Genomic DNA, 24,851 nt, shown 5'->3' on the forward strand with positions numbered 1-24,851 from the left:
CGACTCGGGCACATGGCAGAGCCAGACTACGACGCGCAGGTCCGCTCCGCGCTCCCGGAGCTCGCCGACATCGACGATCCGGCGCTCCGCGACCGAGTCGTCGAGGCGTGGACGCTCGGCCTCGAACGCGGCGGCTGGCGCGACGTTCACGACGTCCCCTACGCGTGGAACATTCAGGAGGTCTCGAACGTCGAGCACGTCCGCGGGGTGACCCGCATCGCGGTCGCGTCGGCCGCCGAACAGCGGGAGTTCCACGGCGCGGACCCCGACCTCGACGTGATCCGTGCGGCCTGTCTGCTCCACGACGTGGGCAAGTGCTACGAGTACGTCGACCACGTCGACGACGAGACGCTCGGGGAGCCGGACCCGACCTACGCCGGCGAGGAGATCCCCCACTCGCTGTCGGGGTACGCGCTGGCCCACGAGGTCGGCTGTCCGCTCGCGGTCCAGCGTGCCATCCCACACTTCCTCGGGGAAGTCCCCGACCGCACCCTCGAAGCCGAACTGGTCAAGAGCGCCAACGCCGCGAGTTCGAACGCGATCACCCAGTCGGCGATGGGGATCACGCTCGAAGAGTGGGTCCGGACGTACAGCCAGACGACCGACTGAGAGCCCCTCGGCGCCGTTCGGCGGGGTCGCCCCCGCGAGGTCGTGTCGTCTGGCGCCGAATGCAGAAGCCATTAGCCCCCGCCGAGCCAACGTCGGAACCATGAACGACCTTCTGGTCCGGGCCGCTCGCGGCGAGCGGACCGAACGCCCGCCGGTGTGGCTGATGCGACAGGCCGGCCGGTACATCCCCGAGTACCGCGAGATTCGCGCCGACTACACGTTCAAGGAGGCCATCTCGACCCCCGAGGTGGCCGAGCGAATCACCCTGCTCCCGTGGGAGATCTTCGAGCCCGACGGGCTGGTGATGTTCTCGGACATCCTGACCGTCCTCGAACCGCTCGGGCTCGACTACCGCATCGAGAGCGGTGTCGGCCCGGTGATCGCCGACCCCGTCGAGGGTCCCGACGACGTGCCCGCGGGTCACGCCGACGTCCGCGAGGAACTCGACTACGTCGGTGCGCTCCTCGAACGCCTCGATGACAGCGTCGGCGACCGGACGAGCCTCATCGGCTTCGCCGGCGGGCCGTTCACGCTCGCGGCCTACGCGGTTGCCGGCGAGCCAGCCGGCAAGAAACAGCTCCCGATCCGGCGCTTCCGGGTCGAACACCCCGACGCGTTCGCCGAGTTGCTCGAACGCTTCGCCGACGTGGTCGTCGACTATCTGGAGTTTCAGGTCGAGGCGGGCGCCGACGTGATCCAGCTGTTCGACACCTACGCCGGCCTGCTGACCCCCGACGACTACGCCGCGTTCGTCCAGCCGCTCCACCGGCGCATCTTCGAGGCCGTCGACGTGCCGTCGATCGTCTTCTCGCGGAACCCCGGCGGCAAGCTCGATCTGCTCGCCGACTCGGGCGCGGACGTGGTGAGCCTCGACTGGACCGTGGACGTGGCCGACGCCCGCGCGGAACTCGGCGACGTGCCCGTCCAGGGGAACCTCGACCCGACGTATCTGCTCGGCGACGAGCAGTTCGTCCGCGAGAAGACCCGCCAAGTCATCGAGAAGGCCGGCCCCGAGGGCCACATCCTGAACCTCGGCCACGGCATCAACCGGAACACGCCGGTCGAGAACGCGACGGCGTTCGTCGAGACCGCGAAGGAAGTCGACCGGTAATTACCCCCGCTCGCGGAGCGCGAGTTCCACAGTGTCGGCGGGGGCCAGCGTCATCGACGCCACGAGATCCAGTTCCGCGGGCGCCGCGGTTCGGACTCGGAACCGCCGGAGCACACTCGCGAGCACGAGGCGGGCCTCGACCAGTGCGAACCGGCGGCCGATGCACTGGCGCGGGCCGCCGCCGAACGGGAAGTAGGCGTACGCCGGCCGCTCGTCGTCGATCCACCGCTCGGGTCGGAACGCCTCCGGGTCGTCGTAGAACGCCGGTCGACGGTGGGTCGCCCACTGCGAGCAGAGGACCAACGCGCCCGCGGGCACGTCGCACCCCGCGACCGCGTCGTCGCCGACCGCTTCCCGCATCACCACGGGGACCGGCGGATAGAGCCGCATCGCCTCCCGAATCGCACGATCGGTCCGCGGCAGGTCGTCGCCGAGCGCGGGTGGCCGGTCGAGGTCGCGGATCTCGTCGGCGACCCGGGCCTGTTCGTCGGGATGGGTCCCGAGCAGGAACAGCGCGTACGTCAGCGCCAGCGCCGTCGTCTCGTGGCCCGCGAGCAGGAACGTTATCAACTGGTCGCGGATCTCTTCGTCGCCCGCGCCGGACTCGACGAGCGTCGAGAGCAGGTCGTCGTCCCCCTCGCCGCTCCGACGGGAGTCCGCGAGGTCGGCGACGAACGATTCGAGGCGCGCGACCGCCCTACGGTAGCGCCTGTTCCGCGCCGTCGGCACCCAGTCGGGGACGTAAAACGGCGTCCTCGAATCGGGCGCGAACCGGTCAGTCACGGCCGCCGCGGCCTCTCTGACCTCGGTGGCGTCCCGCAGGTCGGCGCCGAACAGAACCTGCCCGAGCACGTCGAGAGTGAGGGCGGGCAGCGCCTCGGTCGCGTCGATCGAGCCGCGATCGGCCCATCGGTCGAGGTGACGAGAGGTGCACTCGACCATCGTCTCGGCGTAGCTCGCGATCCGACCCGGATAGAACGCGGGCTGAATTCGGTCGCGCTGGCGGCTCCACCGCTCGCCCTCGCTGATCAGCAGGCCGTCCCCGAGCAGTCCCTCCAGTTCCCGCTTCTGGAACTCGCCCTTGCGGTAGTTGTCGGCGTTGCTCGCGAGAACGCGCTCGATCGCCGCGGGATCGGCGAGCAACACCGCGTCCCGCTTTATCGCCGACAGGCGAACGGCGCCGCCGTACTCGGCGACGGTTCGCTCCACGAACCCGAGGGGGTCGCGAGCGTAGTCGTAGGCGTGACCGATCACCGGGAGACCGGGAGGGGCGTCTCGTGACTCGCTCATACGCGGACGTAATCGCGTCCGGTGGGAGGGCGTGCTGCCGAGTATAGCCGGTTATTTATATACATCCAACGATGGGTTGCCCGATGAAACGCGCTCGACTCCGCGTCCGCCCGCCGCGTTCGGCGACCAGCCCGGTCCACGGCGCGGTCCAATCGACCGACGGGCTCGGCGTGGCGACACTGCTCTCGGGCGGCATCGACCCCGACGATCCCACGGAGTTGTTCTCGATCGCGGGCGGGGAGGCCGCGGTCCGGGCCGCCCTCGCCGACTGCGAGAGGGTTCGGTCGTTCGACGTGACGACGGTCGAAGCGGACGCGACGTACGTCTACGTTCGGGAGGACGGACGGGACGACCAGCGGAAGTTCGCGGAGCTGTTTACCGCCGGAACGCTGGTCGCCACGCTCCCGATTCGCTACCGTCCCGACGGCCGGGTCGAACTCACGCTCGTCGGCGCGAGCGACGACCTCCGCTCCGCGGTGGAGCGCGCAAGCGACCTCGCGGAAGTGACGGTGGCGACCGTCGGCGACGGATGGACCGGCGGCGAGCCGAGTCGGCACCTCACCGATCGCCAGCACGAGGTCCTGGAGGCCGCCTCGGCCCTCGGCTACTACGACAACCCGCGGGGAGCAACCCAAGACGAGGTCGCCGCCGAACTCGACCTCGCGCCGAGCACGGTCGCCGAGCACCTTCGGAAGGCGGAGTCACGGCTGGTCGCCGACGCGCTCGACGCGGCCCCCGAGTAAGGGCGCAGCTCACTCTCCGGCGAGTTCGGCGGCCAGCGAGGCGGCCTCTCGGACCCTGCTCGGCACGCCCATCCGGTCGGTGTAGTTGGTCGCGAGCCGGACGCCCTCGGGGAGTTCGACCCGGTCGAGCGCGGTCCACGAGTCGTCGTAGGCCGGGAACCCGCGCCGGTGGCGATGGACTTCGACGACCTCGGTCGGCGCGCCCGTCACCTGCTCGAACTCGGCGGCCGCGATCTCGCCGAGCGTCTCGTCGCTCTCGTCAAGGATCTCTGGGTCGTGCATCCCGCCGAGGAAGGCGGTCACGACCTCGCGGTCGAACATGCTCGCGTTCCACGAGGCCCCCAGCGTCCGGAGATCCTCGCCGAAGCCGACCTGATAGCCCAGCGCGTCGGGGTCTACGTCGCCGTCGGCGAGGTCGGCTTCGAGCGCGACCATCCCGAGGCGGTTGTACCTGAGTTCCCGGAGCGCGTCGGCCGACGCTGGCGCGAGGTCGGCGACGAGGTCGGCGGTCAGGTCCGCGGGCGTCGTCACCACGACCTCGTCGAACGCGGTCGTACCCTCCGGCGTCTCGACGGCGTATCGGCCGCCGTCGGTCTCTCGGACGGCCGTCACCGGGGTGTCGAGCCGGACGACCTCGTCGTGGGCGGCCGCCAGCGCCTCGGGGAGCCGCTGGAGGCCGTCGTCGAACGAGATCGCCGGCGGGGTCGCTCTTCCGCCCGCCGTGCGCGCGATCGCGGCCTTCAACAGGCTGTCGTGGCGCGCTTCGAGCTTCAGCAGTCCCGAGAGGGCGTATCGGGCCGGCATCGCGTCGGGGTCCGAGCCGTAGATGCCGCCGAACAGCGGTCCGAGCAGGTTCTGGTAGGTCTCGGCGCCGAACTTCCGGACGAACAGTTCGCCCGCCGACTCCTCGGGGTCGCCGGGGTCGGTGAACGGCTCGGCGAGCACCTCGCGCTTTGCCTCGGCCGACAGCAGGTCGGTCTCGCCGAACGCCGCTATCGAGAACGGCGCGGCGTGGAGGTCGCCGTCGGCGTAGACGCAGACCGGCAGGTCGGGGTCGGCGGTCCGAACCTCGTCGTCGAGTCCGAGGGCCTCGATCAGGTCGTCGATCCGGTCGGTCCGCCGGATTCGCTGTGGCCCCCACTCGATCACGCGGCCGTCGACGCGCTCGCTCCGGATCGCGCCGCCGGGGTCGGGCGCGGCCTCGAAGACGACGGCCTCGACGCCCTCGCGGTCGAGGTAGTGGGCGAGCGCCAATCCCGTGATGCCGCCGCCGACGACGCCGACTGACGGCTCCGACCCGCCGCCGGCGCTCATCGGGGCGCGTTCAGACACATCGCGTTCGGCGAGTCGGCGCACTGACACTGCCGGAACTGGTAGTAGCCGGGGTCGAACTCGCCGACGAACGGCTCGACGATGTCGCCCAGGACCTCGCCGAACCGATCGTCGTCGTGGGGGACCGGGACCCGATAGAAGTCCAGCCCGAGCTCGGCGGCCTCCTCGGCGAGCTCGTCGTCGAGCTCCGAGAGGGTCTCGCTTTGCTCGTGCATGAAGCTGATCGGCTCGACCACCACGCGGTCGGCCTCGACGGTCTCGATGGCGTCCTCGACGTCGGGCTCGGTCCACGGGATGTCGCGGTTCTCGTGGTTCTGGAACCCGAGGGTGTACGAGTCGACCCCGAGCTTGCGGGCGATCACCTCGCAGAACTCCTCGACGTACGTGTCGTACCGGCTCCCCTCGTCGAGGTAGTGACGCGGGGTGCCGTGGGCCGAGTAGAGCAACTCGGTGTCCTCGTCGGTCAGATCCAGCCCGTGGGCGTCGGCGAACCGCCGGACGTTGTCGGCCCGGATCTCGTTGTACAGCGGGTGGCGGTGCCAGCCCGTGATCTCGGCGACGTCGACGTCCCAGTCGCGCTCGTCGACCGCGCCGGTGAGCTCTTCGAGCGCCGCGACGGTCGTCGAGGCCCCACAGAGGGGGTAGACCGGGAGCCCGACCAGCTGGTCGACCCCGTCCTCGCGGGCGGCCGCCACCGCGTCGTCGATGAACGGTTCGGTGAACTGCATCCCGATGTACGTCTCGACGTCGTAGCCCCGGTCGTCGAGCTCGGCGGCCAGCGCGTCGGCTTGGGCCTCGGCCTGCGGGTTCAGCGGCGACCCGCCGATCTCCTCGTACTCCTCGATGAGCCCGGCGGCGCGGCGCTCGGCGAGCTGGCGGGCCCGCTCGCGGGCCTCCTCCTCGGTGTCGGCCTCTTCGAGCGAGGCGTTGTTCAGAAAGATGCGTTCGAGGTACGCGACGACGTTCTCTCGGGTCGGTTCGGACGGCTCTCCGAAGTTGAGGACGACGACCCCTGTTGTCATAGTTGAGTCTTGGACGGCGTCGTTGAATACCTGTCGCTTGCCTACCGCGGTCCCGGTCGGCGCCACCCCTATCGTTCGTCGGAGTTGCGGCTGATTCTATGTCGTACCTTTATTGTGAACCAGTCGCATTCCTCGGACAAAGTGATATGACGATTTCTACAATCGTCGACGACGTAACCGGGAGCTCGCAGACGCTTACCGTCTACGATCCGAGCGATCCGAACGCGGTCTCACAGATCGCCGACTACTTCGAGGTCCAGAACGTGACCGTCGAGGAGGCCGAGACCGCGGACGGACCCGAGGGCTTCGCGGTGCTCCACGACGAGGGGGAGTTTCTGGCGGCCGCGGACGTAGAGGAGCTTCAGGCGGCGGTCACGCTCGATTCGGGAGTGCTCGACGCGACCGGCTTCGACGAGATCGCCTACCCCGACCTGATCGGCGCGGTCGACGACAAGACGTTCACGGCGTACGGCAAGCGCCGGATGATCCTCGCGTCTCGCGAGGTCGAAGAGCGGTCGTGGTACGCCCGGGGCGGCGAACTCCACTCGGGGTTCCAGCGCCTCTCGCTGCTGGCCGAGCAGTGGGACCTCTACACCCGGATCGCGGACCGCGGGGTCGACGTCCACGTCTACGGCGAACCCGACTGGGAGCCGCCGGCGAACGACTCGATCACCGTCCACGCCAGCGACGACGCCGAGATCCGGGACGCGTGGTTCGTGGCGTTCGAGTCGCCCGAGCCCGACGGCGACTGCGCGCTGGTCGCCGACGAGCGCGAACCGAACGTCTTCTGCGGGTTCTGGACGTTCGACGACGGCGTCGTCGCCGACGTGTTCGACCACCTCCGCGAGGAGTACGGCCGGCGTCGAGTGTCGAACTGAGCCACGGTCCCGGACCCCGACGCTAATTCGACGTTCCGGTCTGAGTAGCGGCCCTCGACGCTCCTCGGACGCCGCCGATCGGTGCGGGAAGCGGGTCTGAAGGCGACGTCTCAATAGCGCTCCGGAGTGCTCCCCGGCGGTACGGACCACCCGTAAGGTGGATTGAAGCCCCCGCAGGCCGTCTGAATCGGTATGCCCGCAGAATCGGACTCGGGTCGAGACGACCGGCGAGTCGAGCGACTGTTCGGATCGCTCCCGCACATCCGTGTATCGCGCCTGCCCGACGAGGACAGCGAGTCCAGCGTCGCGGACCCAGACGCGTCCGGCCCGCGATGAGCGGGCGACCGCGACGGTAGTCGCTCAGACGTGGGGCTCGAAGACGTCCGACCGGAGGCGGCCGTGGACCGTCTCCAGTAGCGTTCGGAGGTTCTGGGCGTCCTCGCGGTTGTACCGGACGAGGCGGTCGAGCGCGGCGTCGTCTTCCTCGCGGTCGTAGCGGTGCCAGAGCCGGACCGCCTCCCGGCCGTCGACGTCCTCGTCGTCGCGCTCGATGCCCAGATCGCTCTCGACGGCCTTGAGCCCGCCCGAGAGGCCGACCTGCTTGCAGAGGTACAGCAGATCGAGGTGGGGCGTAGTCACATCGAGATCGAAGTTGTCCTCGAGGAACGGCTGGTCGAAGCGCTTGCCGTTGAACGAAACGAGCATGCTCGACTCGGCGAACTCCTCGCGGAGTCGCTCGGCGGTGAGGTCCTCGCCCTGCACGTACGTCCGGGTGTCGCCGGCGCGGTGGAGGCTCACCGTCGTCACCTCGTGGCGACCGCTGTCGAGGCCGGTGGTTTCGATGTCGAAAAAGCAGGCGTCGGCCGCGAAGTTGTCGTAGGCCCGCCAGAGGCTCCCGCTGGGCAGGAAGTCGGCGAAAAACGAGGCGTCGGGGTCGTCGAGGTGGTCGTGGGCGTCGGCGATGAACGTTCGGACGTTCTCGGAGGTCTTGGGCCCGAGGAGTCCGTCCTCGAACTCGTCCCAGTGGGTGACTCCCTGTTGCCAGAGCGTCCGCTCGGTCTTCTCGCCCACCCCGCGAGCGGGGATGAAGGAGTTCTCCAGTCGCATGGGTGTGATGGATCGGTCGTCCCTTATAAATCTCTCCGAACCGGCCGGCCGGTCAGTCGGCACTCGCGACCTCCCCGTCGCGATCGGGCTCGGCTTCTGTGGCCTCCGTGAACCGCGCCGGGACGTACGGCCGGGCCGCGTCCGGGACCAGCGCGACCGTCCGGCGCCACACCCGCGCCAGCGGCTTGCGGACCAGCGCGTAGCCCGCCGAGATCGCCACCGCCCCGGCGACGAACTCCCGGACGGGGCTCTCGTGGACCGCGAGCGCCGGGAGCCCGAGCAGGGCCGCGAACGCGGCGTCCTCGGGCGCGCCGTCGTATCGAATCCAGCGTCGCGGCGGGACCCACCGCCCCCGGAAGTGGTCGTACACCGCGCGCTCGGAGGTCCCGCGCCACGGTTCGAGTTCGAGCCCGCCGCCGAGCGCGTCCATAAGCGAGTGGAGCGCCGCGCCGACGACGAACAGCGCGGCCGCGACGCTCGCGGGCCCGGGGGCCGCGAGCGCGATCCCGATCAGGGGAACCGCGAGAATCGAGTAGTACACCGGGAAGTGGAGGCGCTTTCGGTGGTCGGCGTAGAGGTCGAAGTCGGGGAACACGCTCCCGAGGACTGCGCCCGCGATCGCGACGACGGTGAACTCGGGGGCGACGCGCGCGACCGCGGTCGCGAGCGCGACCCCGACCAGCGCGTGGGTGGTCGCCATCATGTACCCGGCGTAGGCGGCGGTCGTATAAACGCCTGACGCCGGCCGAAATCGGTTCGTCCGTCGGAGAAACTGATCGGCGTCGCCGTCCCGACGACTCCGAATCGGCGTCCAGCGGCGGTCGTTCGGCAATCGTGAGGGGTCGGCCTACGTCGAGGACGGGAGCACGTCTTTTACCGGGTAGAGCTCCTCGTGGATGCCCTCCGCGTCGCAGTCGGCGCTCGGACAGCGGTAGTACCAGCCGTCGTCGGTCGCCTCGGAGGCCTGAAACCGCTCGCCGCACTTGCCACAGAACAGTCGCGAGTCGAAGTTGTCGGCGTCTCGCGAGAGGTCCACGTCGGCGGCGGTCTCCCTGCTCTCGAGTAGTTGTTGCATACGCTCACTTCCACCGCATAATACATAAGCCCCACCGATTCGGGGCGTTCCCCGCCGCTGGCGGCGGTGGCGGCGCTCCGGCGTCACCGCGTTCGCACGTACCATGCCGCCCCGAGGGCGGCGAGCGCGACCGCGCCGCCGACGAAGAACACGAGCCCCGGCGGCGGTCCGCCCGCCGCGCTACCGGCGGCCTCGACGGCCGTCGTCGTCGACTGGGCGACGGTGTCGGCCACTGTACCAGCGCCGTCGGCCGACTCTGTCGCCTCGGCGACCGTCCGGACCGACTCCTCGGCGACGGTCCCGTCGTGGGCGGTGGACTCCGGGGCCGGCGTCGCCTCGGCGCTCTCGGTGACGGTCTCGGAGCGGTAGTCGGCGTCGCCGCCCGCCGTGGCGTTCTCGGCGGCGGTCGGCGCGGCCCCGGCGTCGCCTCCGGAGCCGGAACCGAGTCGCGGGACGAGGCCGCCGCCGACGGTCCCTTGGACGAGGAGGCTCGCCAGCCCGAGAATCCCGAGCGCTCCGAGCAGTCGCGAGAGCGCCGACTCGACGCCGGGGGCGTCCTCGTCGCTCCCGGCGAACACCACGAGCGGCGCGGCCGCCGGAGCGTACACGCTCATCTCGCGACCCTTCTCCGAGTAGATCGTGTCGACGACCTCGACGAGGTCGGCGTCTTCGAGCTTTCGGAGGTGGTATCGGACGTTCTGGATCGAGGTGTCGGCGGCCTCGGCGAGGGCCGAGGGCGTCCGGGGTTCGTCGTACAGCGCCGCGAGGACGTCTCGGGCGGTCTCGGACTGGAGGGCGCCGAGGAGGACGTCGGCCTCCTCGCTGTCGACGCCGATGACGCGCGGATCGCCGTCGTCGGCCTCGGCGTCCGAACTGGAGGGTAACAACCCGGCCATACGCGCGGGATACTCACAGTCGGCCCATAGGCTTGTCCCCGGCGGGCGTCGGAGCCCCGAGCGCGAGCGGTCGGAACGTGACCAAACCGAAATCCATATCTGTTGTTTTAGGCGTACCTAATAACGGATGCGAGCGACACGTCCGGCGAGCGTCCGAGCCGACTCACGGAGGGAGCTATGACGAACGACGCAGAACGCGCGGCGGCCGGCGACCGGGGCATCGACGCGACGATCCCCCGCGACGGGACCGGCGCCGACGACACGGCGGAGTTGCACAGCGCGGTCCTGGGCGAGGACCTCCGGATCGGCTACCCCACGACCGACGAGCCGGTCGTGGAGTGTGCGCGGATCGACGTCCCGGAGGGCGAGATCACCGCGCTCGTCGGGCCGAACGGCTCCGGAAAGTCGACGCTGTTGAAGGCGCTCTCGGACCACCTCGAACCCGACGCGGGCGTGGTCGCGCTCAACGGCCGGGAGATCGGAGAGTTCGGCCAGAAAGAGCTCGCCCGCGAGCTCGGCCACCTGTCTCAGGAGAACGACTCGCCCGGCGGCATCACCGTCGAGGAGCTGGTGTACCACGGTCGCTACCCCCACAGGGGGTTCTTCGAGTCGGTCACGGACGCCGACCGGGCGGCGGTCGAGCGCGCCATCGACCTCGCGGGCGTCGACCACCTCCGCGACCAGCAGGTGGGCTCGCTCAGCGGTGGCCAGAAGCAACTGGCGTGGATCGCGATGGTGCTGGCTCAGGACACCGAGGTGCTGTTTCTCGACGAACCGACGACGTTCCTCGACCTCCACCACCAGCTCAGGGTGTTAGAGACGGTCCGTCGGCTCAACGAGGAGGAGGGAGTCACGGTCGCGGTCGTCCTTCACGACCTCTCGCAGGCCGCTCGGTTCGCCGACTACCTCGTCGCGCTCGACGACGGCGGGGTGTACGACTGGGGGCCGCCCGAGGACGTGGTGACCGAGAAACTGCTCGCGGACGTGTTCGCGGTCGACGCCGCGGTCACCAAAGACTCGGGCGTGACCATCCTCCCGAAGCGGGCGCTCGACGACGAGTAGCGGTCGGGTCGTTTTCGGATCGACGCATGTTTTAGGCCGACCTAAACCGAAACCGCTTTCAACTTTTAGGCTGGCCTAAAAATTATGGCAGACGACAACGACGCCGAGAGCCCGACGCGCCGCCGATTCCTGATCGCGGGCGGAACCGCCGCGACAGCCGCCATCGCGGGCTGTACCGGCGCGAGCGACTCCGGGGACCGGACGACCACCGAAGACTCCTCGTATACGGTCTCGATGGCGCCGGTCGGCGACGTGACCTTCGAGTCGGTGCCCGAGACGTGGGTCGCGAACAACGGGAGCTGGGCCGACATGGGCGCGGCGCTCGGCGTCGAACCGCCGAAGGCGGTCTGGCTGACGAGCCGGTATCACACCCAGTACTACGACGCCATCGACGGCGTCTCGGTCGACAAGAGCGACATGGTCGACCTCTCGCAGGACGGGGTGAGCAAGGAGCTGTTCTACGACCTCGACGCCGACGTCCACGTCATCGACCCCAACTTCCTGATGAATCGGTTCGGCGGCTGGAAGCAGGCCGATATCGACGAGATCCGCGACCGGGTCGGTCCGTTCTTCGGCAACAGCATCTTCTCGCAGGGGTACGGCTGGCACGAGGACTACCGGTATTACGACCTCTACGAGGCGTTCGAGAAGCTCGCGCGGGCGTTCCAACGCACCGACCGCTACGAGGCGTTTAGCGCGCTCCACGAGGAGTTCCAGTCGTCGGTCTCCGAAATCGTCCCGCAGGAGGGCGAGCGCCCCGCGGTCGCGATCGCCTGGGCGGGCGCCGACGAACCGGAGACGTTCCTGCCGTACGTCGTGAGCGAGGGGACAAGCTTCAAGCAGTGGCGCGACCTCGGGGTCCGGGACGCGCTCGCGGAGACCGACGTCGAGGACTTCCACGACAACCGCGGCGAGATCGACTACGAGACCCTGCTCGAAATCGACCCGGACGTGTTGCTCCTCCGGGGCCACGAGACCAAAACCGCCGCGGAGTTCCGGGACACGGTCGTCTCGTTCATGGCGGACCACGACGTCGCGAGCAGTCTGAGCGCGGTCCAGAACGGCGACGTCTACCGGGGCGGCCCGCTGTATCAGGGGCCGATCACGAACCTCGTCCTCACCGAGCGCGCCGCCCAACAGGTCTACGGCGTCGAGGCGGACCTGTTCGACCGCCAGCGCGTCGCCGACATCGTCGCCGGCGACGTCTGAGTCGCCGCCGTAACGTTCAATTCTCGGCCCGTGGTATCGACGCCCATGGCACAGTGCCCTCACTGCGAGTCCGACATCACCGACTGGGCCGAGCGACTGGAGAGCGGCGTGGCCGCGAGCTCGCCGAAGGTCTGGACCTGCCCGGACTGTGACTCGGTGCTCGGGATCTCCGACTGGGGGTCGAAGACGTAACGTTAACGCAAACGCAAACGCTTACGCCCGGTCGACGGTCCAGAACGCCAGCGCGGAGAGCGCGCCCGCCTCGTCGATCGCCCGCGCGCCGAACGGGAGACCGGGATCGGGGTCGTGGACCGCGCTCGCTCGCGCGGCGGGCCCGTCGACCGGCGAGACCGCCGCCACCGAGTCGCCCTGACTGATCCACCAGACGACCCGGTCGAGCACGCCGTTGGGATCGGTCGCCCTGACCGCGAAGGTCCGCGGATCGACGGCGTCGCGAGCGGTGGTGATCGCGTCGGTCGCGGGGCGCACGCGCTCGACGGTCGGCGCTCGGTTCCCGTCGGGCGAGACCTCGACCGTCCACCTCGCGGTGCCGATCGGTGAGTCGCCGTCGTCCGGACGCGCGTCCCCGTCGTAGAGGTCGGCCCGGACCCGGTGGGTGCCGGTCGACTCGAACGTCCGGGTGAAGGTGTGGCGACCGTCGGTGTTGAGGTGGGTGTAAAACGCGTCCGGTCCGTAGCGACGCCGGCCGTCGACGTACCACGCTCCGATCGGTCGGTCCCCGCGAAACCCCCGCGCGAGCGCCTGAAACACGACGGTCGTCCCGGGCGCCGCGGTGATCTCCGACCGAGGGCTGGCCCGGACGACCTCGCGAGCGCCGCCGCCCGCGACCACCGCCTCGCCGTCGAGGCGCACCGACGCCGGGCCCGCGAGCCTGAACCGGGTCACGCCCCCCGCGAGCTCGAACGCGTCGGCGCCCCGATCGGGGCCGACGTGGCCGGCGGCCCGATCGCCAGCCACGCGGTCGCCGTCGTCGAGCTGGCGCACCGACCGGCCGGCCTCGATCTCGTAGGCGGCGACGCCCCCGCCCTCGCTCTCGATTTCGAGCCGGCTCGTCCCGGCGTGAGCCGGGAAGTCCCGGGTGGCCGCCACTCCTTCGGGCGCGGGGTACGTCGCCGGGCGGAGCCGGTAACCGTCCCGGCGGACTCGCGCCGGGCCCGCCACCGACAGCCCGGTGATCTCGCCCGAGTAGGCGAACGCGTCGACCCCGCGGTCGGGACCGACGTGGCCGTACGCGCGGCCCCCGGTGGCTCGATCGCCGCCGTCCTCCTGTCGGACCGATCCGCTCACCGTGAACTCGTAGGCGGCGACGCCGCCGCCCTCGCTTTCGATCCGGAGCCGGTTCGACTGGTCGGTCGTCGCCGCGATCGTTCCGACCGGCGCGACCGCGATCCCGGCCGCCGCCGCACTCCGACCCAAGAACGCGCGTCGTGTCTCTCGATTCCCCATACCGACGACTGGAACGCGCTCGGACAAAGGTATACGTCGCTTATCCGCCGCGTAACTCGGCTGAATCCGACTGAACCGAGTTACCGCCGACGTATCCCGACTCACGCGGGCCGGGTCGCGAACTCGAACGACTCGGCGCGGGCCTCGTTGTACCGGTCGTCGTCGGGATCGAGGCTGTCGACGACCACCTCGCTCGCGTCGCCGTCGGCGTGGACGAAGCGGTCGCCGCCGAGGCCGAGCGCGACGTGACCCGGAAAAAAGAGGAGGTCGCCCGGCGCGAGCGCCTCGCGTTCGACGCGCTGGCCCACCCGGCGCTGGAGGTCGGCGTCCCGCGGGAGCGCCACCCCGTTCCGGCGGTACGCGATCCACGTCAGCCCCGAGCAGTCGATTCCCTCGACGGTCAGCCCGCCCCAGACGTACTCGGTGCCCAGATACGCCCGGGCGGTCTCGACCGCGGCCTCGCCGACCGACTCGGCCGGCGCGTCGGGGAGCGGTTCGAGCGCGTCCGCGGGGAGGTCGTTCTCGGCGCCGGTGCGAAATCGCACCCGGACGCGCTCGCCGCGGTCGAGCACCTCGCACTCGGTGCCACCGTACAGGGTTCCGGGGTCGGTCGCCACGTCGAGTCGGCCGGCCCCGACCGCGGCGTCGGCGTCGATCTCGGCCCCCACGCCGAGGTGGGCCCGCTCGATCCAGCCGACGTACCCGTCGGGGGTCCGGACCCGCCGCCACTCGACCCCGTCGGCGTCGGTCTCGGAGTCGTAGGCGGTGATCGACGCGCCGTACAGCGCCTGTGTCACCTGCTCGGCGTCGCGGTCGGGGTCGGCGCGGACCGACACCACCGGCGCGGTGACGGTCCGGGTCGAGGCCTCGGCTTCGAGTACGGTCAGATCGGTCGCCGCGACCGGGCGGTCGGCGGTCGCGGCGACGGCCTCGATCGCGCGGGTCTTCAGGTGGTCTGTCAGCACGCTCCCCGAGAGGACGACCGCGTCCCGCCCGCGCTCGGCGGCGACGTCGAACGCCGTGAGCCGGGGATCTGGCGCCCGGTGTATCTCACACCGCGTCAGCGTGCGGTCGAGTCGTCGGTCCGATTCCATTGCTGGACCCAACTGCTCGGGCGGGGGTGTTAAGTTTTAGCACGTCGCCTCGGGCGCGTTTGCGTCTGCGCAAACGCGGTTCAGAACTCTGTCACGACCTCGATGCCGACGGTGCCGTAGTCGCTCATGGCCGCGAGGCGGTCCGGAACGTCGCCGAGCGACACCTCCGCGGTCACCAGTTCGGCGGGCGAGACCGTCCCGCGATCCATCATCCGGAGGAGCTCGTCGTACCGGCTCGGGGGCATCCCGCGCGAGCCGAGAAACGTGATCTCGCGCATCGTCATCGCGTCGGTCGGGAGCGAGACCGCCCCGCGCTCCTCGTCGGTGGTCAGCCCGAGTTGGAGATGGCGCCCGCGCTTGCGGAGACACGCGACCGAGTTGCGGCAGGTCTCGGCGACGCCGAGCGCGTCGACCGAGACGTGGGCGCCCCCGTCCGTGAGCCCGCGGATCGCCTCGGGAACGCCGCCGTCGGCCTCCTCGCGGGCGTTCACGGTCTCGTCGGCCCCGAGATCGGTCGCTTTCGCCAGTTTCTGGTCGTCGAGGTCGACCGCGATCACGTTCGCGCCGAGCGCGTCCGCGACGTGGACCGCCGAGAGGCCGACCCCGCCACAGCCGTGGACCGCGACCCAGTCGCCGGCCTCCACGTCGACCCGGTGGGCCAGCCCGTGGTAGGCGGTCGCGAACCGACAGCCGAGGCTCGCCATCTCGGCGGGCGAGACCCCCTCGGGGAGGTGGACCGCGTTGTAGTCGGCGTACGGGACGGCGACACGCTCGGCGAACGCCCCCGGCGCGTCGGCCTCGAACCCCAGCGCCAACCCGTCCGAACAGACGTTGCCGTGGCCGTTCCGGCAGTGCGCACAGTCGCCGCGCCCGAGGTTGAACGGGACGGCGATCCGATCGCCCACGCCGATGCGCTCGACCCGATCGCCGACCGCGAGCACCGTACCGGCTGGCTCGTGGCCGAGGATCTGGCCGATCGGCACCCGATCGTCGGCCCACTCGCCGTGGCCCTGCCAGGCGTGCCAGTCGCTCCGACAGATCCCGCAGGCCTCGGTCTCGATCACGACCCCGCGGGGGTCGGGCTCGGGGTCGGGTACCTCGCGGATGTCGAGCGGTTCGCCGTACGCGTCGAGGACTGCGGCCTCCATGGGCGGGCGTTGGAGGACCGAGCGGTTAAATCGGCGGGTCGCGGCGATCCGCGAGTCGCGGGGCCGGCGGGTTCACTCGTCGAGGATGTTCTCGGCGAGCGCCGGGACGAAGGTGCCCACGTCGGTCACCATCCCGATGGCCTGTGCGCTCCCGCGGTCCAGCAGTTGGGTGACCGTCGCGGGGTTGATGTCGACGCAGACGACCCGGGTGGTCGACGGCAGGCAGTTGCCGACCGCGACCGAGTGCAGCAGCGTCGACAGCATCAACACCATGTCGGCCTCGTGGGCCTGCTCGCGGATCGCGTTCTGGGCCTCGACCGCGTCGGTGATGGTGTCCGGAAGCGGGCCGTCGTCGCGGATCGATCCCGCCAGCACGTAGGGCACGTCGTTGTCGACGCACTCGTACATCACGCCGTCCTCGACGATGCCCTCTTGGACCGCCGGCTCGATCCCGCCCGCCCGGATGATCTCGCTGATCGTGTAGATGTGGTGTTTGTGGCCCTTCCGCGGGCTCTCGAGGGTCTCGACGTCCATCCCGAGCGAGGTGCCGTACTGACCCCGTTCGAGGTCGTGGACCGCGAAGCCGTTTCCGGCCGACAGCGCGTCGACGTACCCCTCCCGGACCAGCCGCGCGAGCGCGTCGCCCGCCCCGGAGTGGATGAGCGCGGGCCCGACGACCGCGAGCACCGACCCGCCCTCGGCTTTCGTCTCCTCGAGTGCCTCCGCGACCTCCCGGATCAGCGACCCGGAGGGCCGCTCGGCCGACACCCCGCCCTGCATGAAGCCGAACGGGCCGCCAGACCCCCGGGGTCGCTCGGGCGGGTCGACCCGGACGCCGGCCTCGTCGGTGGCGACGAGGTCGCCCTCCTCGATGGCGTTGAGGACTTTGGTGTACGCCCGCGGGCCGCCGTCGGCGTCGGGATCGACCACGACCGCACAGTCCATCTCGATGTTCTCGACGTCGAGCCACTCGCCCTCGTAGCGAACCTGCGTGGGGTGGTTCGTCGTCGAGTAAAAGCCGTGCGGGACGACCCGGTCGGCCGGGGCCGGCTCTAAAGTCGCGTCCGGGGGCTCGGCGAGGTGGGCGCCGTGCTGGTGGAGTTCGTGGAGGATCTCCCGAAGGGTCTGCTCGTCGTCGGCTTTCACCGTCATCCGACAGAACGACTCGGCCTCCTTGTGCTTGCCCACGTCGAACACCTCGACGTCGAAGTCGCCCCCGAGGTCCATCACCGCGCCGAAGCACTGTTGCATCGTCCCCGAGTCGATGATGTGGCCTTCGAGTTCGACCGTTCGAGCTACCGTCATACGCCGGACAACGGAACCGGCTCTCTTTAGCGTTCGCACGCCGACGGGCGACCCCGACCGACGGTCGGTGGTCGGCCGGCGCGACCGGAGCCGACGGCCGGGGTTACGGCCCGTCGACGTACGTCGAGACCAGCTTCGATTCGACCCGCTGGAGGTGTTCGCTCACCGTCGCGGGCGAGAGATCGAGGTCGGCCGCGAGCTCGCGGTGGGTCGTCTCCCGGGGCACCTCGTAGTACCCCTCGGCGACAGCGAGCTCGAACAGTTCGAGCTGTCGGTCGGTCAGGACCGACGACAGCCGGCCGGTACCGGGGTCGTACTCGCCCGTGCGCTCGAGGTCGAGTCGGAACCCCTCGGGGAGGTCGGCGGCCGCCCGCTGGATCGCCCGGCTGGTCCCGATGACGGTGAGCTCGAACCCCCGACCGCTCGGCGGGTCGATCACCGACAGCGGCCAGTCGACGACGATCTCGTGCTCGTGGAGGATCGAGAGCAACTCCCCGGCGACCGCCGCGGTCCGACACTGGACGTACGCCACGCCCCGCTCGCCGTCGCCGGCCACGTCGTACGCGATGGCGTCCTCGTCGTCGGCGAGCAGTCGCCGCGCCTCCTCGAGATCGCCTCGGAGCTCCAGCAGTTCGGCGTACGCCTCGTCGCGGATCGGGCTCACGTACCGGATCGCCTCGACCGACATCGCGTCGGACGATGCGAACGCGTCGTCGAGCGGGAGGACCGACAGGTCGGTCCACGTCAGCGTCACGGTCGCGTAGCGCATCGCGGGACGATACGGCCCCGCCCCGTAAAAAGACACCTAGGATGCTCGGATACACACGTAGGTGTCTCCGGCCGGTATTCGAGACCAATGAGCGACGACACGACTCGCGCCCCCGGCGAGACGCCGCCCGGCCCCGACGGCCTCCCGCTGGTCGGCAACCAACTGGCCTACGTCCGGGACCCGTACGACTTCATGACCCGTACCGCCAGAGAGTACGGCGACATCGCCCACTGGGAAGACCCCGGCGGCCCGGTCTACCAGCTCAACCACCCCGAGTACATCGAGCGCGTCCTGGTCCAGAACAATCAGAACTACGTCAAAGGCGAGCAGTTCCAGCGGACGCTCGGGCCCGTGACCGGCAACGGCATCCTGAACAGCGAGGGGGAGGTCTGGCGGCGCAACCGCCACCGGATCCAGCCCGCGTTCCACCCCGACCGGATCCGGAACTACGCGGAGATGATGACCGACGAAACCGAGGCGCTGTTGGGCGACTGGGCCGACGGCGAGACCCGCCCGGTCCACGAGGACATGATGTCGGTCACGCTCCGGATCGTCGCCCGCGCGCTGTTCGGCGTCGACATCGACGAGCACGTCGACACCATCGGATCGGCGCTCGAGGAGTTCATGGTCGCGACCGAGAGCCTCTCGAACGTCGTGTTGCCCCCGGGCGTGCCGACGCCGTCGCGTCGCCGGATTCGACGCGCGCGCGAGCGCCTCGACCGCGTGGTCACCGAGATGATCGCCAAGCGCCGCGAGGACCCCGGCGAGGACGACGTCATCTCGATGCTGCTGTCGGCGACCGGCGACGACGGGACCGCGATGTCCGACGACCAGATCCGCGACGAGGTGACGACGCTACTGTTGGCCGGCCACGAGACGACCGCGCTCTCGCTGACGCTCACGATGTACGCCCTGTCCCAGCACCCCGAGGTAGAGCGCCAGTTGGTCGCGGAGCTCGACTCGGTGCTCGACGGCCGGACGCCGACGATGGCCGACCTATCGGAGCTGACCTACACCGAGCGGGTCGTCAAGGAGTCGATGCGTCTCTACCCGCCGGTGCCGGGCATCGTTCGCGAGCCGGTCAAGCCCGACGTGATCGGCGGCTACGAGATTCCGACGGGCGCGACCGTTCGGATGCACCAGTGGGTCGTCCACCGCGACCCACGGTGGTACGACGATCCGCTCGCGTTCGACCCCGACCGGTGGACCGACGGCTTCGAGGAGTCGCTCCCGAAACTTGCGTACTTCCCGTTCGCGGCCGGCCCGCGACGGTGTATCGGCGATCGGTTCGCGCTCCTGGAGGCCCGACTCCTGCTCGCGACCGTCTACCAGCGGTATCATCTCGAACTCGTCCCCGGGACCGACCTCGACCTGATGGCGACGGTCACCGCCCGGCCGAAACACGAGATCCCGATGACCGTCCACCGCCGCGAGGCGACCGACCAGTAACCCACATCTCCGTCGAGCCCCTTCGACCCGTATGGCCGAGACGCTCACCGGCGAAGTGCTCCACGTCGTCCCGCCCGAGAAGCTCGACGAGTACGACCTCGACGACGACCTCAGGCGGCTCGCCGAGTCCCGGTACGTGCTCGTCTGTCGAAAGGGCGGTGCGCCCTCGCTGATCGAGCGCGTCCGGTCGTTCCTGCTCCGGGACCCGATCGAACCCGTGACGCTCGTGGCCGACGCCGACCCCGAGGAGGGCGAGGAGGTGACCGCGACCGTCGAGGCGACGCCGATCGCGGGCGTCTACGACGTGCGGGACCTCCGGTGAGCCCGCCGAGCCCGTCGGCCGCCTGCTCGGCGCCGAGCCCGTGACAACTGGTTTGTCCGAGGCCGTCGTGGGTGGGCTATGGCCGACCTCGCGTTCTCGACGAACGCCTACACGAACCACTCGCTTTCCGAGGCCGTCGACCGGATCGCCGACCACGGCTACGCCGGCGTCGAACTGCTCGGCGACGCCCCCCACGCGTACTTCCCCGAGTTCGGCGACGAGGACCGCCGAGCCCTGACGGCGGCGCTCGATGCGACCGACCTCGCGGTGTCGAACGTCAACGCAAACACCGCGATGGGGTACTACGACGACGCCCCGCCGTCGGCGTTCTTCGAGCCGAGCCTCATCACCGCCGACGACGACCGCCGGTCGTGGCGGGTCGAGTACACCAAGCGCGCGATCGACCTCGCCGACGCGGTCGGATCGCCGGCGGTCTGCGTCGCGACCGGGCGGCCGTTGCCCGGAAACCCGCCCGAGCGCGCCCGCGAGCACCTCGAAGCGTCGCTCGACGAGATCCTCGACTACGCCGAGCCCCGCGGCGTCGAGGTCGGCATCGAGTTCGAGCCCGAACTCCTGATCGAGTGCACCGACGAGGTGCTCGAACTGATCGAGACGGTCGACCGCGACGCGCTCGGGGTGAACCTCGATCTGGGCCACGCCGCGGTGTACGGCGAGGACCTCGCCGAGACCATCGAGCGCACCGCCGGCCGCGTCACCGGGGTCCACCTCGAAGACATCGTCGGCGGCCGGCGCGGGAAACACTACCACCGGATCCCCGGCGAGGGCGATCTGGACTTCGCCGCGATCTTCGACGCGCTCGACGACGCCGGCTACGACGGCTTCGTGACGATGGAGCTGTACACCTACCCCGACGAGCCCGACCGGGCGGCCCGCGAGTCGATGGAGCAACTGAACCGGTACGTCTGACCTACGACTCCGCGGCGGCCGACCGGATCGCGTCGGCGAGCACGTCGACCGCCAGCGGAATGCTGTCCTCGTCGACGTCGAACGTCGCGGTGTGGTGGCCGGTCGGGTTGCTCGATCCGACGCCGACGTACGTCGCCTCGCCGCCGCGTTGCTGGACGGCCCGCATCAGCCGGGTGGCGTCTTCGCTCCCGCCGAGCGCGTCCTCGTCGTCGTCGAGGACGGTCGCCCCGCGGTCTTCGGCGGCCGCCGAGACCGCATCGACCAGTCGGTCGTCGCACTCGGCGCTCGGCGCGCCGTCGCCGAACTCGACGGAGGCCTCACAGCCGTGCTTCTCGGCGGCGGCCCGCAGGACGGTCTCGGCCCGGTCCTGCATGTAGTCTCGAAGTTCGGTGGTCTCGCCCCTGACCTCGCCCTCGATGAACGCCTCCTCGGCGACGATGTTGGTCGCGGTGCCGCCCCCGACGACCCCCGCGTTGACCCGGGTCGCGCCGTCGCCGTGGCGCGGGATGCCGTAGAGGTCCTCGACCGCCGCCGCCATCGCCCGGACGGCGTTGGCCCCGCCGTCGGGGTCGTTGCCGGCGTGGGCCGGCTCGCCGTCGAACTCCGCGTCGAAGCCGTTGATCGCGAGGAACGACTCGATGCCCGGGATGACGGTCCCGACCTCCCGATCGAGCCCGACGTGGACCGCCAACAGCGAGTCGACGTCTTCGAGGTGACCGCTCCCGACGATCGAGGCGGCGCCGGCGCCCAGTTCCTCGGCGGGCTGGAAGAAGACCTTGAGCGTGCCCTCGAAGTCGCTGTCGGCGATCGCCTCGACGACCCCGACTCCGATCGCGGCGTGGGCGTCGTGGCCGCAGGCGTGCATCCGGTCGTCGAACCGCGACCGGAACCCCTCGGCCGCGGGGTAGTGGTCGTCGTCGGTCGACTCGCGCTGGGGCAACGCGTCGATGTCGACCCGGAGCCCGACGGTCGGCCCCTCGCCGCGCTCGATCACGGCCACGGCGCCGGTGTAGCCGTCGCCGACCTCGTCGAGGAACGCCTCGTCGACGCCCGCCTCGCGGGCCCGTTCGCGCTCGCGCTCGAGGTCCTCGTCGGCGGGGGGTCGGAGCCGGTCTTCGGTCAGCATCTCGGGGCCGACGTGGAGCTCGTCGACGCCGATCGATTCGAGCTCCTCGACGATGCGGGCGGTGGTGTAGAACTCACACCAGCTGAGCTCGGGGTGTTCGTGCAGGTCTCGCCGGAGCCGGATCAGCCGGCTCTCGGAGTCGGTCGTCGCCATGGCTCCACGAACGAACAGTGGTCCCATTAAACACACTGAACCGGCAGGCCGGGACCGTCCGGCGATCACGCTCGATCGAGTAGCGACGGCGCCTCGAAGCCGGCGTCGAGGCCCTCCACGCCAAGCAGGTCGGCGAGCGTCGGCGCGACCGCCCGGGCGTCGACCGCCCCGTCGGCGACCGACTCGTCGGGCGCGGCCGGGCCGCCGAACCCGTAGACGCCGAGCGTCGCGTCGTCGATCCGCCCGTGCGAGCCCTGAATCTTCGAGGGGTCGAGCGACGCCAGCCCCTCGTCGCCGAAAAAGAGCTCGCAGGGGTCGAAGCCCGGTTTCGCGTGGATGTCCATGTCCGTGGCGTAGTAGGGGGCGTCGGCGCGGTCGGTCCACCAGTAGTACTGGAACCACGCCGTCGGCTCGGCGACGACCACGAGGTCGCCCGCGTTCGGGTGGTCGAGGCCGTACTCCGCCCGGTCGTCGCCGGTCGCGATCCGATCGATCCCGTCGAGGTCCGCGAGCGCCTCGCGGGCGTCCCCGATCGCCCCTCCGTCGGCGTAGACGTGGGCGACCTGATGGTCGACCATGGCGAACGCCGCCGACCCGGCCACGTCGACCTCCTCGCCGCCCTCGCCGTCGTCCCGCACGGCGAGCAGGTCGGCCGCCCGGAGCGCGCGGTTCGGGAAGACGGGCGTCTCGACCGCGTGGAAGCCGTACTCGCTGACGACGTTGATCGCGGTCTCGTCCCACCGGTCGCCGCCCCGGAGGAACTCGAGAAACTCCCCGACCATCGCGTCGACGGTCTCGACCGCCGCGGCCTGCTCGTCGGAGTCGGGGCCGTACCGCTGGCCGTCGTAGTCGAGGTGGGGGACGTACACCCACAGCAGATCGGGGTCGTAGCGCTCGACCGCCTCGCGGGCGGCGGTCAGGATCCACTCGGTGCCCCGCTCGTTGGCGCCCGGCCCCCAGTAGTGGTGGAGCGGGAAGTGACCGTGGTCGGCCTCCAGGTGGTCGTAGAAGTCGTCGGGGTTGGTCCAGCAGTTCATCTCGATCAGGTCGTTGTTCTCGTCCTCGATCGGCGAGGGAGTCACCGCCACGTCGGCGGACGTCCCGATGAGGTGCTGGAAGAACAGCGCGCCGGTCGTGAGCCCGGCGTCGCTGGCGGTCTCCCAGAGCCGATCGCGGTCGCCCCGGTCGCGCTCCCAGAACGCCACGTCGTCGGTCGCCCGGTCGTACTCGCCGCTCGAAACGTCGCCGTGGGTCGCGGGCGACTGGCCGGTCGCGAGCGTCGTCTGGACCGGGACGGTCACCGCCGGGAACGGCGGCCGGAGGTCGGCGGTCGGGCCGCCGTCGAGCAGTTCGGTCAGGTTGGGCGCGCGACCGCCGCCGAGGTGGTCGCGCTGGAGCCCGACCACGTCGAGGACGATCGCCCGACCCGCGGCGCCCCCGGCCCCGCTCATCGGTCGGCCTCCGTCCCGGACGAGCCCGCGTGGCGCTCGACGTAGGCTTCGAGCAGGTCGAACTGCCGGGAGAGGTCGTGCTCGTCGACGCCGAGCGGCGACTTGAAGAACGACGCGAGCTGGGGCTGGACCCCCGACTCGCCGGCCTCGTCGGCGTGGGCCGCGAGCCGTACGAGGTCGAGGACGAGGGGCGCGGCCAGCGCCGAGTCCGAGCCCTCCCAGGTGAACTGCATGGTCATCTGGGTGTCGAGAAACCCCTCGAAGTGGATGTAGTCCCACGCGGTCTTCCAGTCGCCCAGCGACGGCGTGTAGTCGATCCGCACCCGGTTGTGGCCCATGTCCGGGAGGATCGAGTCGAGCACGCCGCCCTTGCTGGCGAGCTTACCGGCCTCGTTGGCCTCGTCTTCGAGCACCTGCCCGTCGGTGTTGCCGAGGATGTTGTGGCCCTCCCACGACATGACCCGGAGGTTCCGCCCGGCGAACATCGGCGCGAGCGCCGACTTCACGAGCGTCTCGCCGGTCTTCGCGTCTCGACCCATGTGGGGGACGCCCTCCTGGCGGGCGAGGTCGTCGAGCCCGTCGAGCGCCGACCCGGTGCTGGGCGTGAAGTTGACGTACGGGTGGCCGTCGGCGATCGCGGCGTAGGCGTACAGCGAACTCGCGGGGAGGTCCTGATCGTCGTCCGCGATGGCGCGTTCGACCGCCTCGCGGGTGTCGTATCGGTCGGGGGCCGCGAGCTCGGGCTCGGTCGAGGCCACGTTGACCACGACCAGTCGGTCGGCGTCGACCGCCCGGCGGAACGACTCGTAGTCGTCCCGGATCTGGTCGACGACCTCCTCGACGCCGAAGCGGTCTTCGAGCGGCGGCCCGTCCCCGAGGTCCGCGACCGCCTCGCCGCAGTTGACGGCGGTCCCCGTCTTGATCCGGCCGTCGATCTCGCGGAGGTCCTCGGCCACCGCCTCGACGGTCTCGGCGGTCGGGACCCCGCTCTCGGAGAGCGACCGGGCGGTCTCGACCAGCCCCGTCTCCCGGATGTCGTGGCCGCCGAACGCGAACTCCTCGACCGCGGGCAGGTCGAGGCGCGACGCGGGTTCGCGGCCCGTCACCATCCCCGTCTCGTCCGTCCGACCGTGCGCGATCGCGCGCGCGCCCGCCATCGCAGTCGTCGCAACGTTGCCGCGCGCCCCGATCAGCCAGACCCCTGTTTTCGTCATCCCAACCGAGTACGCCAGCGAGCCCCTTCGTTCTTATGGGCTACCTGAGATGTTTTTCCGGGCGGAAAATACGACCCCGGCAAGTCGCGGCC

The 24,851-nt window shown here is 70.5% G+C and carries 26 protein-coding genes; 11 read left to right on the forward strand and 15 right to left on the reverse strand.

What is annotated here, in order from left to right:
* Positions 1 to 12 precede the first annotated feature (12 nt).
* Positions 13 to 609, forward strand: a complete 597-nt coding sequence (locus tag EPL04_RS17000; RefSeq protein WP_134672374.1) for an HD domain-containing protein — start codon at positions 13 to 15, stop codon at positions 607 to 609.
* A gap of 100 nt (positions 610 to 709) precedes the next feature.
* Positions 710 to 1,720, forward strand: a complete 1,011-nt coding sequence (hemE, locus tag EPL04_RS17005) for a uroporphyrinogen decarboxylase (protein ID WP_134672375.1) — start codon at positions 710 to 712, stop codon at positions 1,718 to 1,720.
* On the opposite strand, the gene EPL04_RS17010 is transcribed toward hemE, so the two are convergent.
* The gene (locus EPL04_RS17010) at positions 1,721 to 3,010 is read right to left on the reverse strand and encodes a cytochrome P450 (protein WP_134672376.1); all 1,290 of its coding nucleotides are present in this window, start codon (positions 3,008 to 3,010) and stop codon (positions 1,721 to 1,723) included. It abuts the gene before it with no gap.
* 83 nt (positions 3,011 to 3,093) lie between these two features.
* Between EPL04_RS17010 and EPL04_RS17015 the strand changes: the two genes are divergently transcribed.
* Positions 3,094 to 3,753 carry a helix-turn-helix domain-containing protein gene (locus EPL04_RS17015; RefSeq protein WP_134672377.1) on the forward strand — a complete coding sequence of 220 codons (660 nt, stop codon included), beginning with the start codon at positions 3,094 to 3,096 and terminating at the stop codon, positions 3,751 to 3,753.
* Positions 3,754 to 3,762: 9 nt separating this feature from the next.
* On the opposite strand, the gene hemG is transcribed toward EPL04_RS17015, so the two are convergent.
* Together hemG and hemH are read right to left on the reverse strand one after the other, a co-directional pair.
* Positions 3,763 to 5,085 (reverse strand): protoporphyrinogen oxidase, encoded by a 1,323-nt coding sequence (gene hemG, locus EPL04_RS17020; protein WP_245154605.1) that lies wholly within the window; start codon positions 5,083 to 5,085, stop codon positions 3,763 to 3,765.
* Positions 5,064 to 6,107, reverse strand: a complete 1,044-nt coding sequence (hemH, locus tag EPL04_RS17025; RefSeq protein ID WP_134672378.1) for a ferrochelatase — start codon at positions 6,105 to 6,107, stop codon at positions 5,064 to 5,066. Before hemH ends, hemG begins: the two co-directional genes overlap by 22 nt.
* 146 nt (positions 6,108 to 6,253) lie before the next feature.
* Here hemH and EPL04_RS17030 point away from each other — a divergent pair, with 146 nt between their 5' ends.
* Together EPL04_RS17030 and EPL04_RS18905 are read left to right on the forward strand one after the other, a co-directional pair.
* On the forward strand, positions 6,254 to 6,985 hold the full coding sequence (locus EPL04_RS17030; protein ID WP_134672379.1) for a DICT sensory domain-containing protein: 732 nt from the start codon (positions 6,254 to 6,256) through the stop codon (positions 6,983 to 6,985).
* Between the two features lie 192 nt (positions 6,986 to 7,177).
* Positions 7,178 to 7,321 (forward strand): hypothetical protein, encoded by a 144-nt coding sequence (locus EPL04_RS18905; RefSeq protein ID WP_167599509.1) that lies wholly within the window; start codon positions 7,178 to 7,180, stop codon positions 7,319 to 7,321.
* 24 nt (positions 7,322 to 7,345) lie between these two features.
* On the opposite strand, the gene EPL04_RS17035 is transcribed toward EPL04_RS18905, so the two are convergent.
* The 4 genes from EPL04_RS17035 to EPL04_RS17050 all read right to left on the reverse strand — a co-directional run bounded on the left by EPL04_RS17035 (position 7,346) and on the right by EPL04_RS17050 (position 10,063).
* Complete coding sequence (locus tag EPL04_RS17035; protein WP_134672380.1) at positions 7,346 to 8,092, reverse strand: ribonuclease H-like domain-containing protein; 747 nt, start codon at positions 8,090 to 8,092, stop codon at positions 7,346 to 7,348.
* A 52-nt stretch (positions 8,093 to 8,144) separates the two neighbouring features.
* A complete protein-coding gene (locus EPL04_RS17040) occupies positions 8,145 to 8,795 on the reverse strand; it encodes a metal-dependent hydrolase (RefSeq protein WP_134672381.1) in 651 nt (216 codons plus the stop codon).
* Between the two features lie 144 nt (positions 8,796 to 8,939).
* Positions 8,940 to 9,167, reverse strand: a complete 228-nt coding sequence (locus EPL04_RS17045) for a zinc ribbon domain-containing protein (protein ID WP_134672382.1) — start codon at positions 9,165 to 9,167, stop codon at positions 8,940 to 8,942.
* 83 nt (positions 9,168 to 9,250) lie between these two features.
* Positions 9,251 to 10,063: an ArsR/SmtB family transcription factor gene (locus EPL04_RS17050; protein WP_134672383.1), complete on the reverse strand. Its 813-nt coding sequence runs from the start codon at positions 10,061 to 10,063 to the stop codon at positions 9,251 to 9,253.
* A gap of 177 nt (positions 10,064 to 10,240) precedes the next feature.
* On the opposite strand from EPL04_RS17050, the gene EPL04_RS17055 reads away from it, so the two are divergent.
* From EPL04_RS17055 to EPL04_RS18910, 3 genes are all read left to right on the forward strand, one after another.
* Positions 10,241 to 11,125 (forward strand): ABC transporter ATP-binding protein, encoded by an 885-nt coding sequence (locus EPL04_RS17055; protein WP_134672384.1) that lies wholly within the window; start codon positions 10,241 to 10,243, stop codon positions 11,123 to 11,125.
* Between the two features lie 84 nt (positions 11,126 to 11,209).
* Positions 11,210 to 12,334, forward strand: coding sequence for an ABC transporter substrate-binding protein (locus EPL04_RS17060; protein ID WP_134672385.1), 1,125 nt, complete (start codon positions 11,210 to 11,212; stop codon positions 12,332 to 12,334).
* Positions 12,335 to 12,379: 45 nt separating this feature from the next.
* The gene (locus EPL04_RS18910; protein WP_167599510.1) at positions 12,380 to 12,526 is read left to right on the forward strand and encodes a hypothetical protein; all 147 of its coding nucleotides are present in this window, start codon (positions 12,380 to 12,382) and stop codon (positions 12,524 to 12,526) included.
* A gap of 21 nt (positions 12,527 to 12,547) precedes the next feature.
* Here the strand turns inward: EPL04_RS18910 and EPL04_RS17065 are convergent, their stop codons facing one another.
* The 5 genes from EPL04_RS17065 to EPL04_RS17085 form a co-directional block, all read right to left on the reverse strand.
* The gene (locus EPL04_RS17065; RefSeq protein ID WP_134672386.1) at positions 12,548 to 13,801 is read right to left on the reverse strand and encodes a hypothetical protein; all 1,254 of its coding nucleotides are present in this window, start codon (positions 13,799 to 13,801) and stop codon (positions 12,548 to 12,550) included.
* 101 nt (positions 13,802 to 13,902) lie between these two features.
* The gene (locus EPL04_RS17070) at positions 13,903 to 14,895 is read right to left on the reverse strand and encodes a C40 family peptidase (RefSeq protein WP_134672387.1); all 993 of its coding nucleotides are present in this window, start codon (positions 14,893 to 14,895) and stop codon (positions 13,903 to 13,905) included.
* Positions 14,896 to 14,975: 80 nt separating this feature from the next.
* Positions 14,976 to 16,043: a zinc-dependent alcohol dehydrogenase family protein gene (locus EPL04_RS17075; protein ID WP_134672388.1), complete on the reverse strand. Its 1,068-nt coding sequence runs from the start codon at positions 16,041 to 16,043 to the stop codon at positions 14,976 to 14,978.
* 72 nt (positions 16,044 to 16,115) lie between these two features.
* Positions 16,116 to 17,348 (reverse strand): ornithine cyclodeaminase, encoded by a 1,233-nt coding sequence (locus EPL04_RS17080; RefSeq protein ID WP_134672389.1) that lies wholly within the window; start codon positions 17,346 to 17,348, stop codon positions 16,116 to 16,118.
* A gap of 103 nt (positions 17,349 to 17,451) precedes the next feature.
* Positions 17,452 to 18,117 (reverse strand): helix-turn-helix domain-containing protein, encoded by a 666-nt coding sequence (locus EPL04_RS17085; RefSeq protein ID WP_134672390.1) that lies wholly within the window; start codon positions 18,115 to 18,117, stop codon positions 17,452 to 17,454.
* An 87-nt stretch (positions 18,118 to 18,204) separates the two neighbouring features.
* Here EPL04_RS17085 and EPL04_RS17090 point away from each other — a divergent pair, with 87 nt between their 5' ends.
* The 3 genes from EPL04_RS17090 (at position 18,205) to EPL04_RS17100 (ending at position 20,815) form a co-directional block, all read left to right on the forward strand.
* Positions 18,205 to 19,566, forward strand: coding sequence for a cytochrome P450 (locus EPL04_RS17090; protein WP_134672391.1), 1,362 nt, complete (start codon positions 18,205 to 18,207; stop codon positions 19,564 to 19,566).
* 31 nt (positions 19,567 to 19,597) lie between these two features.
* The gene (locus EPL04_RS17095; RefSeq protein WP_134672392.1) at positions 19,598 to 19,888 is read left to right on the forward strand and encodes a DUF7526 family protein; all 291 of its coding nucleotides are present in this window, start codon (positions 19,598 to 19,600) and stop codon (positions 19,886 to 19,888) included.
* 78 nt (positions 19,889 to 19,966) lie between these two features.
* Positions 19,967 to 20,815, forward strand: coding sequence for a sugar phosphate isomerase/epimerase family protein (locus tag EPL04_RS17100; protein ID WP_134672393.1), 849 nt, complete (start codon positions 19,967 to 19,969; stop codon positions 20,813 to 20,815).
* A 1-nt stretch (position 20,816) separates the two neighbouring features.
* Here EPL04_RS17100 and EPL04_RS17105 read toward each other — a convergent pair whose 3' ends face one another.
* The 3 genes from EPL04_RS17105 to EPL04_RS17115 all read right to left on the reverse strand — a co-directional run bounded on the left by EPL04_RS17105 (position 20,817) and on the right by EPL04_RS17115 (position 24,759).
* Positions 20,817 to 22,094 (reverse strand): amidohydrolase, encoded by a 1,278-nt coding sequence (locus EPL04_RS17105; RefSeq protein ID WP_134672394.1) that lies wholly within the window; start codon positions 22,092 to 22,094, stop codon positions 20,817 to 20,819.
* A 65-nt stretch (positions 22,095 to 22,159) separates the two neighbouring features.
* Positions 22,160 to 23,545, reverse strand: coding sequence for an alkaline phosphatase family protein (locus EPL04_RS17110; protein WP_134672395.1), 1,386 nt, complete (start codon positions 23,543 to 23,545; stop codon positions 22,160 to 22,162).
* Complete coding sequence (locus EPL04_RS17115) at positions 23,542 to 24,759, reverse strand: inositol-3-phosphate synthase (protein ID WP_134672396.1); 1,218 nt, start codon at positions 24,757 to 24,759, stop codon at positions 23,542 to 23,544. The genes EPL04_RS17110 and EPL04_RS17115 overlap by 4 nt, the downstream gene beginning before the upstream one ends.
* Positions 24,760 to 24,851 lie beyond the last annotated feature (92 nt).

This window comes from Halorussus marinus (assembly GCF_004521895.1).
Taxonomy (GTDB): Archaea; Halobacteriota; Halobacteria; order Halobacteriales; family Haladaptataceae; genus Halorussus; species Halorussus marinus.